17 protein-coding genes are annotated in these 17,358 nt (G+C 69.6%); 9 read left to right on the top strand and 8 right to left on the bottom strand.

What is annotated here, in order from left to right; all coding sequences use genetic code 11:
* Positions 1-52 precede the first annotated feature (52 nt).
* Positions 53-946, bottom strand: coding sequence for an alpha/beta fold hydrolase (locus ACE3QW_RS16590; protein WP_374252625.1), 894 nt, complete (start codon positions 944-946; stop codon positions 53-55).
* Positions 947-1,362: 416 nt separating this feature from the next.
* Here ACE3QW_RS16590 and ffh point away from each other — a divergent pair, with 416 nt between their 5' ends.
* The 4 genes from ffh to ACE3QW_RS16570 all read left to right on the top strand — a co-directional run bounded on the left by ffh (position 1,363) and on the right by ACE3QW_RS16570 (position 5,740).
* Positions 1,363-2,919 (top strand): signal recognition particle protein, encoded by a 1,557-nt coding sequence (gene ffh / locus ACE3QW_RS16585; protein ID WP_374252623.1) that lies wholly within the window; start codon positions 1,363-1,365, stop codon positions 2,917-2,919.
* A gap of 175 nt (positions 2,920-3,094) precedes the next feature.
* On the top strand, positions 3,095-3,460 hold the full coding sequence (rpsP, locus tag ACE3QW_RS16580; protein ID WP_029557928.1) for a 30S ribosomal protein S16: 366 nt from the start codon (positions 3,095-3,097) through the stop codon (positions 3,458-3,460).
* 232 nt (positions 3,461-3,692) lie between these two features.
* A complete protein-coding gene (locus ACE3QW_RS16575) occupies positions 3,693-5,189 on the top strand; it encodes a leucyl aminopeptidase (RefSeq protein WP_374252621.1) in 1,497 nt (498 codons plus the stop codon).
* A 98-nt stretch (positions 5,190-5,287) separates the two neighbouring features.
* Positions 5,288-5,740 carry a DNA polymerase III subunit chi gene (locus ACE3QW_RS16570; RefSeq protein ID WP_374252620.1) on the top strand — a complete coding sequence of 151 codons (453 nt, stop codon included), beginning with the start codon at positions 5,288-5,290 and terminating at the stop codon, positions 5,738-5,740.
* Positions 5,741-5,939: 199 nt separating this feature from the next.
* Here ACE3QW_RS16570 and ACE3QW_RS16565 read toward each other — a convergent pair whose 3' ends face one another.
* Both ACE3QW_RS16565 and ACE3QW_RS16560 read right to left on the bottom strand, forming a co-directional pair.
* The gene (locus ACE3QW_RS16565) at positions 5,940-6,389 is read right to left on the bottom strand and encodes a phage holin family protein (RefSeq protein ID WP_051679149.1); all 450 of its coding nucleotides are present in this window, start codon (positions 6,387-6,389) and stop codon (positions 5,940-5,942) included.
* On the bottom strand, positions 6,386-6,640 hold the full coding sequence (locus tag ACE3QW_RS16560) for a hypothetical protein (RefSeq protein WP_374252618.1): 255 nt from the start codon (positions 6,638-6,640) through the stop codon (positions 6,386-6,388). Before ACE3QW_RS16560 ends, ACE3QW_RS16565 begins: the two co-directional genes overlap by 4 nt.
* 188 nt (positions 6,641-6,828) lie before the next feature.
* Here ACE3QW_RS16560 and ACE3QW_RS16555 point away from each other — a divergent pair, with 188 nt between their 5' ends.
* The gene (locus tag ACE3QW_RS16555; RefSeq protein WP_374252616.1) at positions 6,829-7,473 is read left to right on the top strand and encodes a 2-hydroxychromene-2-carboxylate isomerase; all 645 of its coding nucleotides are present in this window, start codon (positions 6,829-6,831) and stop codon (positions 7,471-7,473) included.
* 100 nt (positions 7,474-7,573) lie between these two features.
* On the top strand, positions 7,574-8,053 hold the full coding sequence (locus tag ACE3QW_RS16550) for a hypothetical protein (RefSeq protein WP_374252615.1): 480 nt from the start codon (positions 7,574-7,576) through the stop codon (positions 8,051-8,053).
* 193 nt (positions 8,054-8,246) lie between these two features.
* Here ACE3QW_RS16550 and ACE3QW_RS16545 read toward each other — a convergent pair whose 3' ends face one another.
* Positions 8,247-9,203, bottom strand: coding sequence for an alpha/beta hydrolase (locus tag ACE3QW_RS16545; RefSeq protein WP_374252614.1), 957 nt, complete (start codon positions 9,201-9,203; stop codon positions 8,247-8,249).
* Positions 9,204-9,326: 123 nt separating this feature from the next.
* Between ACE3QW_RS16545 and ACE3QW_RS16540 the strand changes: the two genes are divergently transcribed.
* From ACE3QW_RS16540 to ACE3QW_RS16530, 3 genes are all read left to right on the top strand, one after another.
* A complete protein-coding gene (locus ACE3QW_RS16540) occupies positions 9,327-9,800 on the top strand; it encodes a secondary thiamine-phosphate synthase enzyme YjbQ (RefSeq protein ID WP_374252611.1) in 474 nt (157 codons plus the stop codon).
* A gap of 105 nt (positions 9,801-9,905) precedes the next feature.
* Positions 9,906-10,580 carry a response regulator transcription factor gene (locus ACE3QW_RS16535; RefSeq protein WP_024279688.1) on the top strand — a complete coding sequence of 225 codons (675 nt, stop codon included), beginning with the start codon at positions 9,906-9,908 and terminating at the stop codon, positions 10,578-10,580.
* A 138-nt stretch (positions 10,581-10,718) separates the two neighbouring features.
* Positions 10,719-12,077 carry an MFS transporter gene (locus ACE3QW_RS16530; protein ID WP_374252609.1) on the top strand — a complete coding sequence of 453 codons (1,359 nt, stop codon included), beginning with the start codon at positions 10,719-10,721 and terminating at the stop codon, positions 12,075-12,077.
* 9 nt (positions 12,078-12,086) lie between these two features.
* On the opposite strand, the gene ACE3QW_RS16525 is transcribed toward ACE3QW_RS16530, so the two are convergent.
* The 4 genes from ACE3QW_RS16525 to leuS form a co-directional block, all read right to left on the bottom strand.
* Positions 12,087-12,539, bottom strand: a complete 453-nt coding sequence (locus ACE3QW_RS16525) for a hypothetical protein (RefSeq protein ID WP_374252607.1) — start codon at positions 12,537-12,539, stop codon at positions 12,087-12,089.
* A 319-nt stretch (positions 12,540-12,858) separates the two neighbouring features.
* Positions 12,859-13,884: a DNA polymerase III subunit delta gene (gene holA, locus ACE3QW_RS16520; RefSeq protein ID WP_374252606.1), complete on the bottom strand. Its 1,026-nt coding sequence runs from the start codon at positions 13,882-13,884 to the stop codon at positions 12,859-12,861.
* A 4-nt stretch (positions 13,885-13,888) separates the two neighbouring features.
* A complete protein-coding gene (gene lptE, locus ACE3QW_RS16515) occupies positions 13,889-14,473 on the bottom strand; it encodes an LPS assembly lipoprotein LptE (RefSeq protein WP_051679147.1) in 585 nt (194 codons plus the stop codon).
* Positions 14,460-17,150, bottom strand: a complete 2,691-nt coding sequence (leuS, locus tag ACE3QW_RS16510; protein WP_374252603.1) for a leucine--tRNA ligase — start codon at positions 17,148-17,150, stop codon at positions 14,460-14,462. Before leuS ends, lptE begins: the two co-directional genes overlap by 14 nt.
* Between the last annotated feature and the right edge of the window lie 208 nt (positions 17,151-17,358).

The following is a 17,358-nucleotide window of genomic DNA, read 5'->3' as shown; positions in this document are numbered from 1 at the left end:
TGACGGCCGTGGTTTAGCACGACCGTCGCGCAGGGGGGAGACGGAGCCTGCCTCAGCCCGCCCGCAGGAAGTCCGTCACCAGCGCGATGGTGGCGGCGGGGTTCTCCTCCATGATCCAGTGGCCGCTGCCGGGCACCACGTCGCCCGTCACGTCGCTGGCGGCGAAGCGCATCACCTCGGCCATGCCCAGGCCGAACGAATGCTCGCCGCCCAGCGCCAGCACCGGCATGGCGAGCTTGCCCGCCTTGAGGAATTCCGCGTTGTCGACGGCGTCCTGGTCGAAGGCGGCGAACTGGGCGAAGCCCGCGTGCATGGCGCCGGGCTGGGCATAGAGCGCGGCGTAATGTTCCCGTGCGGCCTCCGAGAAGTGGCTGGGATCGGCGGAAAACTCGTTCCAGAAGCGATCGAGATAGATGCGCTCGCGCCCGGCGACGAGGCGCTCCATGTCCGGCCCGCCGAAGCGGAAATGCCAGAGCAGCGGGTTCTTCAGGATCTCCTCCCACGGCCCGACGCCGGGCAGCGGCGCGTCGATGAGGGCGAACTTCGTTACCCGGTCACGATGGAGCGCGGCGAAGGCGAAGCCCACCATGTTGCCGATGTCGTGGGTGACGAGCGCAACCTTGTCGATGCCGAGGGCATCGAGCAGGCCGGCCATGTCGGCGCCCTGGGTCTTCTTGTCGTAGCCGCCGGGCGGCTTGGCCGAGAGGCCCATGCCGCGCAGGTCCGGCACCACCACGGTGTGGGTGGGCGCCAGCGCCTGGGCGAGGGCGCCCCACATGTCGCCGGTCTCGCCATAGCCGTGGATGAGCAGCACCGCCGGCCCCTGCCCGCCCGTGCGGACATGGAGGGTGGTGCCGTTGGTCTCGATCTCCGCGATGCGGAAATCGGCGGGAAAGGGAACGATCTGGCTCGCTTCGGGGGCAGCAGTCGAAGGCGTCTGGGGCATGGTTTCCTCCCCGCCGCTGGCCGGCGGATGCGCGAGATGCGCTAAGGGAAAGTATGGTCTGTTCCGATGACGACCAGTAGTGGTGCTGCGCGCAAACTTCGCTTGCGCGGCGAAGCTTGCCGCATCGTGATGGCGGGCGCAGAATGGGTGGGCGCAGCGGCCGCGCGCCCCGCCCCGACGCCGGCGAATTTGCCTCTCCGGCACAAACCTGCTAACAGCCCCAGCTTCACACGGACGGCCATGCCGATCCCGCCGACCGGGCCGAGAGCCTGGAGGCCCCCGCCCGACAGCGCGATGCGCCCTCGGGCGTGCTTTGCGTTGGCTTGATGTGGCGTCCCCTGGATGCTCCCTCATCCGGCCCGCGCAGCGCGGGAGATCATCGCCGTCCGGTGTGAAGCTGCAACACCCGGGTGCCCATGTTCGATACCCTTTCCGACCGCCTCGGCGGCATACTCGACAAGCTGAAGCGGCGCGGCGCTCTCACCGAGGCCGACGTCGGCGAGGCCATGCGCGAGGTGCGCCGCGCGCTGATCGAGGCGGACGTGGCGCTGGACGTGGTGCGGTCCTTCACCGACCGGGTGCGCCAGCGCGCCGTGGGCGTGGAGGTCATCAAGTCCGTCACCCCCGGCCAGATGGTGGTGAAGATCGTCCACGACGAGCTCGTGGCAACGCTCGGCTCCGACGCCGACCCCATCGACCTGAACGCCCCCGCCCCGGTGCCGATCCTGATGGTCGGCCTGCAGGGCTCGGGCAAGACCACCTCCACCGCCAAGATCGCCAAGCGCCTCACCGAACGCGGCAAGCGCAAGGTGCTGATGGCCTCGCTCGACACCCGCCGTCCGGCGGCCATGGAGCAACTGGCCACGCTGGGCAAGCAGGTGGAAGTCGCGACCCTTCCCATCGTCGCCGGGCAATCGGCCGTGCAGATCGCCAAGCGCGCCATCGAGGCGGCCAAGCTCGGCGGCTACGACGTGGTGATGCTCGACACCGCCGGCCGCGTCACCCTCGATGAGGGGTTGATGGCCGAGGTGGCCGAGGTGAAGGCCGTCACCAAGCCGCACGAAGTGCTGCTGGTCGCCGACAGCCTCACCGGCCAGGACGCGGTGAACACCGCCAAGGCCTTCGACGGCCGCGTGGGCCTCACCGGCATCGTGCTGACCCGCGCCGACGGCGATGGTCGCGGTGGTGCGGCGCTGTCCATGCGCGCCGTCACCGGCATGCCCATCAAGCTGCTCGGCACCGGCGAAAAGATGGACGCGCTGGAGGATTTCGATCCCCATCGCGTGGCCGGCCGCATCCTCGGCATGGGCGACGTGGTCGCCCTGGTGGAGCGGGCCGCCGAGAATATCGACATCGAGAAGGCGAAGATCACCGCCGAGCGCATGCGCAAGGGCACCTTCGACCTTGACGACCTGCGCGGCCAGCTGGAGCAAATGTCCAAGATGGGCGGCCTCGGCGGGCTCATGGGCCTCATGCCCGGCGTCGCCAAGGTGAAGAACCAGATCGCCGCCGCCAACCTCGACGACAAGGTGTTCAAGCGGCAGGTGGCCATCATCAATTCGATGACCCCCAAGGAGCGCCGCGCGCCCAAGCTGCTCGACGCTTCCCGCAAGCGCCGCATCGCCGCCGGCTCCGGCACCAAGGTGGAGGAGATCAACCGCCTCCTGAAGATGCATCGCCAGATGGCCGACGTGATGAAGGCCATGGGCGGCGCCGCCGGCAAGCGCGGCCCGCTGGCCGGCCTTGCCGGCATGATGGGCTTCGGTGGCGGCGGCCCCTCCCCCGAGATGCTGCAGGAAATGGCGGAAAAGATGGGCAAGGGCGGCCCCGGCGGAATGCCCGGCGCGCCCGGCGGCCTGCCGCCGAACTTCCCCGGCCTGCCCGGCGGTGGCCTGCCGTCCAAATTCCCCGGCGGCCTCCCCGGCCTGCCCAAGGGCTTTCCTGGAGTGGGAGGGCCCGGCAAGAAGAAGTAATTCCGCTCTCTCCCGTCATGGCCGGGCTTGTCCCGGCCATCCACGTCGTCCAGCGGCCGGACGCATTCCTGCGAGAAGCGTGACGGCGGGACGACGTGGATGCCCGGGACAAGCCCGGGCATGACGGCCTCAGACACTCACATCCACCAATCGAACGACCCAAAGGAAGAAGACCATGTCCCTCAAGATCCGTCTCGCCCGCGGCGGCGCCAAGAAGCGTCCCTACTACCGCATCGTCGTCGCCGACGCCCGCGCCCCGCGCGATGGCCGCTTCATCGAGAAGATCGGCACCTTCAACCCGCTGCTCGCCAAGGATTCCGAGACCCGCGTGGTGCTCGACACCGAGAAGGCGAAGGCGTGGCTCGAGAAGGGCGCCCAGCCCACCGACCGCGTGGCCCGCTTCCTCGACGCCGCTGGCCTGCTGAAGCGCGAAGCCAAGAACAACCCGAAGAAGGCCGAGCCCGGCCAGAAGGCCCAGGAGCGCGCCAAGGAGAAGGCCGACAAGGCCGCCGCGGCTGCCGGTGGCGAAGCCGCCGAGTGAGGCTTTCCTTTCGGGAAGATGAGGAATGGGGGCGCCTGGCGCCCCCTTTTCTTTTGCGGCAACGGTTCACAACCGCGCGCCGGCACCTATCTAAGCCCCAGCCCCGGAAGCTCGGGCGCGGCGGCACCACCGTGACGCCAAGGGCGGTTCCCCCTGTCCGCCGACCGGGCTAGACAAGGGCGACGCATATTCTGAATCCATTCTGCCCCCTTTGCTGCTTCTGGAGCGCCTGATGTCCGATCCCGTCACCGTCTCGTTCGCCCGGCTCACCGCCGCCGCCAAGGGCGTCCTCGTGGTGCTCACCGACGAAAGCCTCGCCTTCGGCACGCAGGCGCAGAAGCTGGTGAAGGGGGCCGACAAGGCGCTGACCCGCGCGTTCGACGCCGAGAAGTTCAAGGGCAAGGCCTGGAGCGCGCTGGACCTGCTCGCTCCCGCCGGCATCGAGGCGCCGCGCCTCATCATCATCTCGGTGGGCAAGGCGGCGGACCTCAAGCCCAAGGATTTCCTGAAGCTCGGCGGCCTCATCGCCGGCAAGCTGCCCGCCTCCGCCCGCGAGGCGAGCGTGGTGCTCGACCTGCCCGGCACCAAGATCTCCGCCGATGCCGCCGCCGAGGTGGCGCTGGGCATTTCGCTGCGCAGCTACAGCTTCGATCGCTACAAGACCAAGAAGAAGGACGATGCCGAGCCGACCGCCCGCGCCGTGACGCTCCTCGTCTCCGACGAGGCCGGCACCAAGCGCTCTTATGCCGCCCGGCAGGCGGTGGGCGACGGCGTGCTGTTCGCCCGCGACCTCGTGAACGAGCCTGCCAACGTGCTCGACCCGCCGGAATTCGCCCGCCGCGCCGAGGAGCATCTGTCCGGCGTGGGCGTCGAGATCGAGGTGCTGGACGATGCGGCCCTCGCGGAAGCCGGCCTCAAGGCGCTGCTCGGCGTCGGCCAGGGCTCCATCAAGGAAAGCCGTGTCGTGGTGATGCGCTGGAACGGCGGCCCCAAGGACGAGGCCCCCGTCGCCTTCATCGGCAAGGGCGTCACCTTCGACACCGGCGGCATCTCCATCAAGCCCGCCGCCGGCATGGAGGACATGAAGGGCGACATGGGCGGCGCCGCCTGCGTCACCGGCCTCATGTATGCGCTCGCCGCCCGCAAGGCGAAGGTGAACGCGGTGGGCCTCATCGGCCTCGTGGAGAACATGCCCGACGGCGCCGCCCAGCGCCCCGGCGATATCGTCACCTCGCTCTCCGGCCAGACCATCGAGATCATCAACACCGATGCCGAGGGCCGGCTCGTGCTGTGCGACGTGCTCTGGTACGCCAAGGAGCGCTTCAAGCCCAAGTTCATGATCGACCTCGCCACCCTCACGGGCGCGATCCTGGTGGCGCTGGGCTCGGAATATGCCGGCCTCTTCTCCAACAACGACGAGCTGTCCCAGCGCCTCACCCAGGCGGGCCAGGAGACCGGCGAGCGGGTGTGGCGCATGCCGCTCGGCCCGGAATACGACAAGCTGATCGACTCGAAGTTCGCCGACATGAAGAACACCGGCGGCCGCAACGCCGGCTCCATCACCGCCGCCCAGTTCCTGCACCGCTTCGTGGACAAGACCCCGTGGGCGCATCTCGACGTGGCCGGCACGGCCATGTCCTCCCCCGCGAGCGACATCAACAAGAGCTGGGGCTCGGGCTGGGGCGTGCGCCTGCTCGACCAGCTGGTGAAGGACCATTACGAGGGGTGAGGCCCGGCCTCTCTCACCACGTCGTCCTCCGGTCATGCCGGAGGACGACGGCCTGACGAGACAGGACGCTCGCGCCCCCGCGTGCTAGCCTCCCCGCAATGACCGAAATCCTCTTCTACCACCTTGAGCGCCGCCCTCTGGAGCAGGTGCTGCCGATGCTGCTGGAGAAGTCGCTGGAGCGCGGCTGGCGGTGCGTGGTGCAGTGCGGGTCGGCGGAGCGGCGGGACGCGCTCGATTCCCATCTGTGGACCTATAGCGAGGCCTCCTTCCTGCCCCACGGCACGGAGGCGCAGCCGCTGCCCGAGCGCCAGCCGGTGCTCATCGCCACCTCCGAGGCGAACCCCAACGGCGCGCAGGTGCGCTTTCTGGTGGATGCGGTGCCGCTCGCCGATGCCTCGCCCTATGCGCGCGTCGTCCACCTCTTCGACGGGCGGGACGACGAGCAGGTGGCGAAGGCCCGCGACCGCTGGCGCGAGGCCAAGGCGGTGGCGGGCAACGAACTCACCTACTGGCAGCAGGACGAGAACGGGCGCTGGGTGCGGAAGGCGTGAAAATTGCCCTGCGTTACCGCAGGAAGAATCACCCCGTCTTCCGTCATCGCCCGCCTTGTGCGGGCGATCCACGGTGGGGCCGGGTCCACACCTTCGAACATGGCTCAAGCGGCAAGGTGGATCGCCCGGACGCGCCGGGCGATGACAGCGCTCATGAAGGGAGGCATTCCTCCCGCACGCACAAGGCTCTGCCTGCCCCTTAAGCCCGCGGACTGCGGCGGAACAGGCGGGTGAGCAGCGTCAGCGCCGGCAGGATCAGCCCCGGTACGGCAGCGAGCGAGGCGTAGGAGGCGACGTTGGCCTGGGTGGCGCGCAGGTCCGCGGCCACCGCATCCATGGCCGACTGGCTCACCTGATTGGCCAGCGCCAGCTCGCGGGAGGGCTTCAGCATGGCGCCGATGATGGCCACGATGAGAGCGAGGAAAAGCCCGCCGCCGCCCACCACCACGGCCGCCCAGATCGGCCCCATGGATTGCTCCAGCGCCAGGAACAGCGCGACACCCAGCATCACCACGCCGAAGCTCGCCACCAGAGCGGCGAAGGCGAAGAGGCCGGCGCGGGCCGCGATGTGGCGCAGGTGGATTTCGGCAATGATGGTGTTGGTGCGCAGCAGAATCTTCAGATTCCGCATCAGCTGGTCGAAATTCATCCCGCGTCCCTTCCTCTGCGCACAACCCTGACCGGCCGGAGCAGCGAGCCTGCCACCGCCCCCGCCAGAAACGACACGGCCATCCACGCCAGGGGGTTCATCCGCACGGCCCGCCGCGCCTTCGCGCCGCCCGCCGCCTCAGGTCCGCCCGGCGGATCGCTCGGCGGCCCCTTGGCCATGGCCGCCTTCAGCGCCACCCCTGCCAGCTGGCTCTTGAGCTCGACCAGCTCGGATTCCCGTTCGTCGCCCATACCGCCTCCCGGAACGTCTCCGGGCGCCTGAGAGGGAAGCACCGTGCGCCGCTCTGTCAAGCCGCCCTGCGCAAGGACAACTTCCGGATCGGTCGATTGATCCCCGCGCCCGGGCTTCAAGGCGACGGAAAGAGGCTCTAGCATCGCCCTCCCGCCCAAGGACGATCCCAAGAGAAGGCCTGCCCCCAATGAGCCCGACCCCCGCCGCGCCGCGCACCCTCGACTATTTCTTCTCCAGCGTGAGCCCCTGGACCTTCCTGGGCCATGCCCCGGTGATGGCGCTCGCCGCGCGCCATGGCGTCAATGTGCGCTTCCATCCGGTGGCCCTCGGCCCCGTCTTCGCCGAAACCGGCGGGCTGCCGCTCGCCAAGCGCGCCCCGCCGCGCCAGCGCTATCGCATTCTCGAGCTTCAGCGCTGGCGGCAGAAGCGCGGCGTGGACCTCAACGTCCATCCCGCCCACTGGCCGTTCGACGGCACGCTGGCCGACCAGACCATCCTCGCCGCCATCGAAGCCGGGCACGCGCCCGGCGCGCTGATGGAGCGCATCTTCTCCGGCGTCTGGGTCCGGCAGGAAAATCTCGGACTGCCCGAGGTCATCGCCGCCTGCGCCGATGCGGTGGGCCTCCCCGGCGCCGAGCTGGTGGCAGCCGCGGGGAGTGAGAAGATCGCCGCGCTCTATCTGGAGAACCGCGCCAAGGCGCTCGCCGCCGACGTGTTCGGCGCGCCGTCCTATGTGCTGGATGGCGAGGTGTTCTGGGGTCAGGACCGCATCGACCTGCTGGACGACGCCCTCACCTCCGGCCGCGCGCCCTATCGGCCCGACGTGGCCTGAAGCCCCCTGCCCCCTTCCGGCCCCGATCGGCGTGATTATCTAGCGGGAATGACGCGGCGGAACGCGCCGCGGGACGTGACGGCGGAATTTGGAGGCGCACATGGTCTTCCCGGCTCATCCGGCGCATTCGGCCGGTCTCTCCCTCGCGGCGGTCCTCGCCGCGAGCCTTCTGGCGGCCCCTGCCCTCGCGCAGGCGCAAGTTCCGCCCGTGCCGCCCGGCGACACCACGGCGCCGCGCTTCTCCTTCGCTCCGGTGGAGGGCGGCGCGCTGAAGCTCGACCGGGAGACCGGCCGCGTCTCCCTGTGCGCCAAGCGCGGCACGGGCTTCACCTGCGAGGCGGTGCCCGACACGCGCGATGCCTATGAGGCGGAGATCGCCCGCCTTCAGGGGGAGGTGGACACCCTGCGCCGCTCGGCCCAGCTCCCGCCGCTCCCGCCCCTGCCGCCGACGCCGGGGCCGAACGTCAGCCCCGACACCTCAGACATGGACCGCGCCCTCGACTATGCCGAGCGCTTCTACAAGCGCCTGCGCGGCCTCATCGACGAATTCCGCGCGCCCAACGGACAGGAGAAGCTCTGAGGGCGCGAAAGGCCGAGGGGTGGGGGCTTCGCCATTGGCCCCGCCCGTCATGCCCGGGCTTGTCCCGGGCATCCACGTCGAGCCGTTTCGCGCTCGCCTGAGTCGTAGTCCCGGCCGAGCCACGTGGATGGCCGGGACAAGCCCGGCCATGACGGCGGGAAAAACAGGGGGCTGGCCGCTGACGCCCCCTCCCTCAGAACTCCGCCAGATACCCGTCGATGCGCTTCAGCGCCTGGTCGGCGATGGTGCCGGGGAAGGCGATGAAGACGTGGCAGCCGCCGGGATAGACCTCCAGCTCCGTGCCGTTCCCCGCCGCCGCCCACGCATTGGCCATGAAGAGGGTGTCGTCCACCAGAGGATCGCGGCCGCCGACGATGAACAGCGCCTTGGGCAGGCCCTTGAGGCGCGCCAGCAGCGGCGACACGTCCGGGTCGTCGGCCTTGCCTTCAAGCCGCAGGTAGTTGTCGACGAAGAACTGGATGTCCCGCGTGTTCAGCACCAGGGGCAGGTCGCCCCAGTTGCGGACGGAGGGGGTCAGGCGCAGGTCGTAGCAGCCGGCGGTGAGCACGGCGGCGGAGAAGGGCGTCAGACCGTGGCGGTCGCGCAGCCGCACGAGGGTCGCGACCGCCAGCGTCGCGCCGCCTGATTCCCCGCCGATGGCGAAGCGCTCGGTGCCGAAGCGGGCCTTCGCCTCCTTCACCAGCCAGAGCGCAGCCGCCTCGCAATCGTCCGGGCCGGCGGGATAGGGCACTTCCGGCGCCAGCGCATAATCCACCGAGACCACCGCCAGCCCGCAATTGGCGGCGATGCGATCGAGCAGCGCCTCGTTCTCGCGCGCCGAACCCAGCGTCCAGCCGCCGCCGTGGATGTGGAAATAGACGCCCCTGGGCGCGCCGTCCGGCCTGTAGATGCGCACCGGCACCGGACCGCGCGGGCCGGGAATGGTCTCGGCCGTGGCGCGCGGGCTTTCCGGCGCCAGCGGAAACACGCCTTTGCCGGCAAGGCGGGCGGCGCGAATCTCGGGCAGCGGGGTGGCCCACCGGTCGGGGATGGCGGACAGGACCTTCACGATGGCATCGTTGACCATGCGCGTGTCGGGCGCGATGGCCGCATCGGCGAACACGGCGGGATCGAGAACCAGCTTCGACATGGAAGAACCCTGATCGTTGGGCGTCGCCGCCCGAAAAGGCGGCGCGGCAGGCCGTGAACTGGTACGTGGCGGGCGAACACCGCGCAAGAAGCGAACACCGCGCAAGCAGGAGGAGACATCACCATGGCGCGCACCAGCCGCACCCCGGCGCGACTGAGCGGGGCCGTGCGCCACGCCGAGGCGACGCTTCAGGTGGAGACGCCCGGCGAGGGCTTCACCGACATCACCCGCGAGGCCACCGCCTTCCTCACCGAGATCGCCGCCGGCGACGGCGTGCTCACCGTCTTCTGCCGCCACACCTCGGCCTCCCTCACCATCCAGGAGAATGCCGACCCGGACGTGCAGACCGATCTTCTCACCGCCCTGCGCACCCTCGCGCCGCGCAATTTCCGCTGGGTGCACGACACCGAGGGGCCGGACGACATGCCGGCCCATGTGCGCACCATGCTCAGCGACGCCAGCCTCTCCATTCCCGTTCGCGGCGGACAGCCGGGGCTCGGGACGTGGCAGGGGATCTACCTCGTGGAGCACCGCGAGCGGCCCCACCGGCGCGAGGTGGTTTTGACTTTCACCGGAACGCTTGGTCAATTTCCCTGATCGGCTTGTCACCGCTTCGCCACGGATTGATGATCGCAGAATCGATTCGCGCTAACGTTGTGGCGACCGCGCGACAAGAAGCTGAAGCCTTGCGGGGGAGGAAGCATGGTGGAAGATGCCGGGAACGGACTGCGCCTCGTCATCGCCGACGACCATCCCCTGTTCCGCGGTGCCTTGCGGGAAGCGGTGCTCGGCCGCAGCGCCGATGCCAGGATCGAGGAGGTCGGCACCTTCGACGACCTGACGGCGCTCTTGGAGCGCGACCCCGAGTTCGACCTGATCCTGCTCGACCTCACCATGCCCGGCGCGCGGGGCTTTTCCGGCCTCATCTATCTGCGCGCCCAGTACATGGCGATCCCGGTGGTGGTGGTCTCCGGCAACGAGGAGCCGGCGGTGATCCGCCGCTGCCTCGATCTCGGCGCCTCCGGCTTCATCCCCAAGAGCATGAGCGTCGGCAACATGCGTGATGCGGTGGCGCAGGTGCTGAAGGGCGAAACCTTCCTGCCGCCCGACATCAACGTGACCACCAAGGCGGATGCCGAGACCGATGCCATCATCGCCCGCCTCTCCACTCTCACGCCCCAGCAGGTGCGGGTGCTGATGATGCTGGCCGAGGGCCGGCTCAACAAGCAGATCGCCTATGAGCTATCGGTCTCCGAGGCGACGGTGAAGGCCCACGTCTCCGCCATCCTCCAGAAGCTGGGCGTGGAAAGCCGCACCCAGGCCGTGATCGCGGTGTCCAAGGTGGAACAGGGCCTGTGGAGCCATCCGCAGGCGTGAGCACGGACCGGCCCGTTCTGCCACGGTAGGAACCTCTTCACCGGTCACGCTCATAAAGCAGGGCGAGGACCGGGATGCCGCGCGCAGCATCCCGCAGCGGCACGCCACCGGCGTTCCGGGAATGGCGGAAGGATCGAGATGACCGAGCAAAGCCTCAGCCCGACCGGCTCCGAAGCCCCCCGGCGGCGCACCCTGAAGGAGGCCGTCGCGCTCTATACCCAGCGCGACGTGCTCTCCGTCAGCCTGCTCGGCTTCTCCTCCGGCCTGCCGCTGGCGCTCACCGGCGGCACGCTCTCGCTGTGGATGAAGGACGTGGGGGTGACGCTCACCGCCATCGGCCTGTTCAGTCTCGTGGGCCTGCCCTACACCCTGAAGTTCCTCTGGGCGCCGGTGCTGGACGCGGTGGATGTGCCGATCCTGTCCCGCCTGCTCGGCCGGCGGCGCGGCTGGCTTCTGGCCTGCCAGGTCGTTCTCATCGCCGCCATCGCGGCGCTCGCGCTTCAGGACCCCATCAGCGCCCCCTTCGGCGTCGCCGCCTGCGCGCTGGCCGTCGCCATCGCCTCGGCGACCCAGGACATCGCGGTGGATGCCTTCCGCGTGGAGCGACTGGAGAGCGCGAGCGAACAGGCCGCCGGCATGGCCGGATACGTCACCGGCTACCGCATCGCCATGCTGGCCACCGGCGCCGGCGTCATCGCGCTGGTCGCCTATCTGGAAACGGCGCTGGGCCTGCCGCGCGGCACCAGCTGGTTTTGGGGCTACATGATCGCCGCCGGATGCGTCGCCATCGGCCTCATCGCCACCCTGTTCGCCCGCGAGCCCAAGGCACCGGTGCGCGCGCCGGATGAAGGCACCGGGCACCGGCTCATCGCCACCACCGTTGGCGCGTTCGGCGAGTTCCTGCGCCGCAACCAGGCGGTGATGATCCTGCTGTTCGTGATGCTGTTCAAATTCTGCGATGCCTTCGCCGGCGTGCTCACCGGGCCGTTCGTGCTGGACATCGGCTTCTCGAAGGCCACCTACGTGGAGATCGTAAAGGTGGTGGGCTTCGGCGGCACCATCGCCGGCAGCTTCGTGGGCGCGTGGATCGCCCGCGAGCGTCCGCTGGTGACGTGCCTGTGGATCTCCGGCGTGCTGCAGATCACCTCCAACCTCGGCTTCACGCTCCAGGCCTATGTGGGCCCGAACGAGGCGGTGCTGACGGGCGTCATCCTCATCGAGAACTTCACCAGCGCCATCGGCACGGTGATCTTCGTGGCCTATCTCTCGGCCCTGTGCGGCGCGCGGGAGCATACCGCCACCCAGTACGCGCTGTTGACGGCGCTGACCGCGGTGGGCCGCACCCTGCTCGGTTCCTCCAGCGGCGCCATCGCCGAGGCGTCGGGCTGGCCGCTGTTCTTCGTCCTCACCGCCGTCGCCGGACTGCCGGGCCTCGCGGCCCTCGGATGGCTCCAGATGAAGGGGCACTTCGCCGAGCTGGCGCGGGACAGGGCCTGAGCCGCCCCCTCAGCGCCGGCCGAAGGCGGGCCGGCTGAAGAACAGCAGCACCAGGGCGAGCGGGATCATGATGTGATCCAGGATCTTGCCCGGCGGGGCGTGGGTGACATCCAGCGGGCGCATGTGCCCGAGCAGGTAGCGGCCCGCATATTCCACCAAGATGAACACCAGCAGCAGCGGGATCAGCGCCCGATAGCGCGCCAGGGCGACCACATAGAGCAGCCCCATGATAAGCTGCGACAGGCCCCAGAGCGCGAACACGAAGATCACCGCCTGCCCCGCCTGGACCGGCGAGAAGGTATCGAGCGGGATATGCGCCACCGACTGCGCCCCGCCATCCGGCGCCAGCATGTGGAACAGGCTGCGCCCGATGGTCATGGCGGTGATCGCCGCGAACACCGCCACCACCGCACGGTGGCCGGGGAAGTGGTTGTCGATGCGGTCCGGCAGGATCCAGTTCATGCGGCGCTCCGGGCAGAAACAGAGGCGGCACGCGAGACGAAGCCGCCTCCCGGACTTATGGCATCGCTTGGCGCCCGGACCCGATGGCGGAAAATGGCCCGAAGGGTGGCCGTCATTGTCTGTCTCGGGCCGGCTCCCACGGCCCTCTCGCCGTCATGCCCGGGCTTGTCCCGGGCATCCACGTCGGGCCGATCGAGCGGGTGTCCCAGAACTGTTCCCGGCCGACCCACGTGGATGGCCGGGACAAGCCCGGCCATGACGGCGGTTCGGGGGATAATAGCCAGGACAAACCCCGAACGACCGCTGCGACGAGCGGCTGCTACCGTCGCCGCCCCGCTTGCTGGGCCACCTGCAACACCACCCGCTCGCAGATGGCGGGGGCGAGCGGTGCGTTGCGGCGGGCGGCGAGGACGGCGTCGTCGACGGCGAGCAGCGCCTTCATGCAGCGGTCGGGGTCGAGGCCGCGCAGGGCCTTTTCCAGCTTGGGCTTGCGCGAGAAATGCACCGGCGGGCGCGCGGAGCCCACCACGCTCTCGGGGCTCGATCCCCCCGCTACGGCCAGCGTCATGGGGTGCAGCGCGGTGAGCGCGCGCAGCAGGCCGCCCAGCACGGCATCCGGCCGCGTCGCCGCGCCGAAGGCCTTGGAGAGGGCCGCCAGCGCATCCCGCGTCTCGCCGGCCAGCGCCGAATCCACCACATCGTCCAGCGCCAGCGCCGAGGCGTCGCCGACGATGAGGCGCACGTCCTCCAGCGTCACGCGCTCGGTGCCCATGCCATAGAGGATGAGCTTGGCGATCTCCCCGCGCGAGGCCAGCCGGTCGCCGCCGATGAGAGAGACGAGCAGCTCACGCGCATCGCGATCGATGGAGAGGCCGGCCTCCGCCATCATCTGATCCACGAGGCGCGCGAGGTCGCGCTCGCTGTCGGCGTAGCAGGCGATGGCGAGGGCGTTCTGGGCGTTCTCGCACAGGGTGCGCAGCGGCGCGCCCTTCTTCAGGTCGCCGGCCTCCACCACCACCAGCGCGTCGCAGGGGTTGGAGAGCACCGGCTGGATCGCCGGCACGATGTTCTTGGAGCCGGCGCGCACCCACACCACCCGCTCGCCGCCGAACAGGCCGATGGTGGAGGTCTCGTCGATCAGCCGGCGGGGATCGGAGGCGATCTCGTCGCCCTCCAGCCGCACCAGCGCGAAGGGATCATGGGCATCGGGCACGGCGCGGCGCACCAGTCCCTCGGCGCGCTCGCGCACGAGGCCGGTGTCGGGGCCGTAGATGAGGACGACGCTCTTGGACCGGTCGCGCCGGGCGAGCGCCGCGTCGGCGTCGCCGGGCCGGACCGCGACCATCCGCTCAGCTCGCCGAACGGGCCGGCGGCGCGTTGCCGGTGCGGATGAACCACGCGGCAAGCTGCGCCTTGATCTGGTCCGCCACGGAACGGGCGGCCCGCTTCTCGGCGTCGATCTGGGCGCTGTAATTGGCGAAGCGCTGGTCGCTGGTGTCGATGGTGGCGGAGCCGGTGGCGGCGCCTTCCACCTGGGTGATCTTCTTCTTGTCGTCCGCCTTGATGATGCGCCAGTTGGCGGTGACGCGGATGATCTGGTTCTCGGGCAGGCCCGAGGCCGAATTGATGAGCGCGGTGGAGACGGACGAATCCACCGTGATGATCATCTGCAGAGGCGCGCCCTTGGGATTCCCCTCGCCGCCGGTGAGGGCGAAGATCAGGTCGTTGCGCAGATCGTTGCCGAGCCGCCCCTGGATCTGGACGATCTCCACATCCCGCATCTTGTCGAGCAGCGCCGGGCCGCCGGTGGTCGAGTTCTCCGCATAGAGCGGCTGGAAGCAGCCCGCGAGCGCCCCGGAGAGGGCGCACACCAGCATCAGCCGCCCCAGAAGGGCGGCGGGGCGCATGCGGAAGGACGGATCAGGCGACGACATTCACGATCCTCTGCGGCACCACGATGATACGCTTCGGCGCGCGTCCGTCGAGTGCCCGCTGGACGCTTTCCAGCGCGAGCACGGCGGCCTCGACCTCGGCCGGGGTCGCCTCGCGCGGGACGACGATATCGTCGCGCTTCTTGCCATTGATCTGGATCGGAAGTGTGACCGTGTCGCGGCGCAGCAGATCGGCCTCGGTGGCCGGCCAGGAGGCCTCCGCCACCAGCGTGCTCTCCTGCGACCCGTGGCCGAGCGCGACCCAGCACTCCTCGGCGAGGTGCGGCGTCATGGGCGCGACCACGCCCGTCAGCATCTCGGCGGCTTCGCGCAGCGCGAAGGCGAGGTCTTCCGGCACCTCGGGCGCCGAGCGGGCGGCGGCGACGGCCGAGCCGAACACGTTGGCGAACTCGTGGACATGCGCCACGGCCACGTTGAAGCGCAGCCGCTCGATGTCCTCGGCCACCGTCGCAACGAGACCGTGGGCGGCGCGGCGCAGGCCGAGGGCCTGCTCGCCGAAGGTCGCGGGACGCGGCGCGCCGGGCTTGGCGCCCAGCTCCACCGCCTCGTTCACCAGACGCCACACGCGCTGCACGAAGCGCCAGGCGCCCTCGATGCCGCCCTGCGTCCACTCGCTGTCGCGCTCGGGCGGGGTGTCGGAGAGCATGAACCAGCGGGCGCAGTCCACGCCGTAGGTATCCGCCACCACCTCGGGCGCCACCACATTGCGCTTGGACTTGGACATCTTCTCCGGCGGGGACACCGTGACGGGCGTGCCGTCCGAGATCCGCACCGCCTTGCCGTTGCCGAGGAGCTTCACCTCCTCGGGGAAGAGCCACTTGCCCTCGGTATCTTTGTACGTCTCGTGGACGATCATGCCCTGGGTGAAGAGGCCGGCGAACGGCTCCTCCAGGTCCACCCGGCCGCAATGCTTCAGCGCGCGGGTGAAGAAGCGGGAATAGAGCAGGTGCAGGATCGCGTGCTCGATGCCGCCGATATACTGGTCCACCGGCAGCCAGTGGGAGACCGCCGCCTTGTCCAGCGGCTTCTCCACGTTGTCGGAGGCGTAGCGCAGGAAGTACCAGGACGAATCCACGAAGGTGTCCATGGTGTCCGTCTCGCGCCGGGCCGGCTTGCCGCACTTGGGGCACGGCACGTCGCGCCACGCCTTGGCGCGGTCCAGCGGGTTGCCGGGACGGTCGAAGGTCACATCATCCGGCAGCTCAACCGGAAGCTGGTCGCGGGGCACGCCCACCGGGCCGCAGTCGTCGCAATGGATGACCGGGATGGGGCAGCCCCAGTAGCGCTGGCGCGAGATGCCCCAGTCGCGCAGGCGGAAGTTCACCCGCCGTGTGCCCTGCGGCTCGCCCGCGACGCGGAAGCGCTCAAGCTGGCGGGCCACCGCCTCCTTGGCCTCGGGCACGCTCATGCCATCAAGGAAGGCGGAGTTGAACAGGGTGCCGTCGCCATCATAGGGCCCATCGGCCACCGAGAAGGTGGCGGGGTCCGCGCCCTCGGGCAGCACCACGGGGGTGATGGCGAGGTCGTATTTGGTGGCGAAGTCGAAGTCGCGCTGGTCGTGGGCGGGGCAGCCGAAGATGGCGCCGGTGCCGTAGTCCATCAGCACGAAATTGGCGACATAGACCGGCACGGTGCGCGTGGCGTCCAGCGGATGGACGACACTGAGGCCCGTGGCGTAGCCCTTCTTCTCCTGCGTCTCGATCTCTTCCGCCGAGGTGCCGCCGCGCTTGCACTCGGCGATGAAGGCGGAGAGCTGCCCGTCCGTGCCGGCGAGGTGCTTGGCCAGCGGATGATCGGGCGACAGCGCGAGGAAGGAGGCGCCGAACAGGGTGTCCGGGCGGGTGGTGTAGACCTTCACCGCCTTGGTGCCGGCGGGCAGCTTCTCCGCACCCGCCTTGGCGAACTCGAACAGCACTTCGAGTCCTTCCGAGCGGCCGATCCAGTTGCGCTGCATGAGGCGCACCTTGTCCGGCCAGCGGTCGAGCGTGTCGATGGCGTCGAGCAGTTCCTGGGCGAACTGGGTGATGCGCAGGAACCACTGCGACAGCTTGCGCCGCTCCACGATGGCGCCGGAGCGCCAGCCGCGGCCGTCGATGACCTGCTCGTTGGCGAGCACGGTGTTGTCCACCGGGTCCCAATTGACCTCGCTCTCCTTGCGATAGGCGAGGCCGTTGTCCAGGAAGTCGAGGAAGATGCGCTGCTGCTCCACGTAATAGGACGGGTCGCAGGTGGCGATCTCGCGGTTCCAGTCGAGCGACAGGCCGAGCAGCTGGAGCTGCTCGCGCATGGAGGCGATGTTCTCGTAGGTCCAGCTCTTGGGGTGGATGCCGCGCTCGATGGCGGCATTCTCCGCCGGCAGGCCGAAAGCGTCCCAGCCCATGGGATGGAGCACGTTGAAGCCCTGCATGCGCTTGTAGCGCGCGAGCACGTCGCCCATCACATAGTTGCGGCCGTGGCCGATATGGATGCGCCCCGACGGATAGGGGAACATCTCCATGACGAAGAATTTCGGACGCGGGTCGTCGTTGCGCGTGCGGAAGATGCCGCGCTCGGCCCAGGTCTTCTGCCACTTCGGCTCGGCTTCGCGGGCGTTGTAGCGGTCTTGAGTGCGGTCTTGCGCGCGCTCGGCGGCGTTGTCCGGCATACGATCTTGGGTCATGGGTCCGTCAGGCGTCGAAACGGCCGGGACTAGGACAGAAACAAACCCTGCGGTCAACCGTCCCGCACCGCCGAAGGTGCCCCGGACCAGCGACGGCGCAGCCGGAGCCCCCCGTTCCCCGGACAAGCGACACCGAAGGTGGAGCGCTGAGCCGGGGCCCAGCGCAAGACTCCCGCGCAGCGGGGCCGTCCCTCCCCTCTCCCCTTGC

The sequence above is a fragment of the Xanthobacter sp. genome, from assembly GCF_041911315.1.
GTDB classification, from domain to species: domain Bacteria; phylum Pseudomonadota; class Alphaproteobacteria; order Rhizobiales; family Xanthobacteraceae; genus Xanthobacter; species Xanthobacter aminoxidans.
This window is presented reverse-complemented; position numbering and strand designations above follow the sequence as displayed.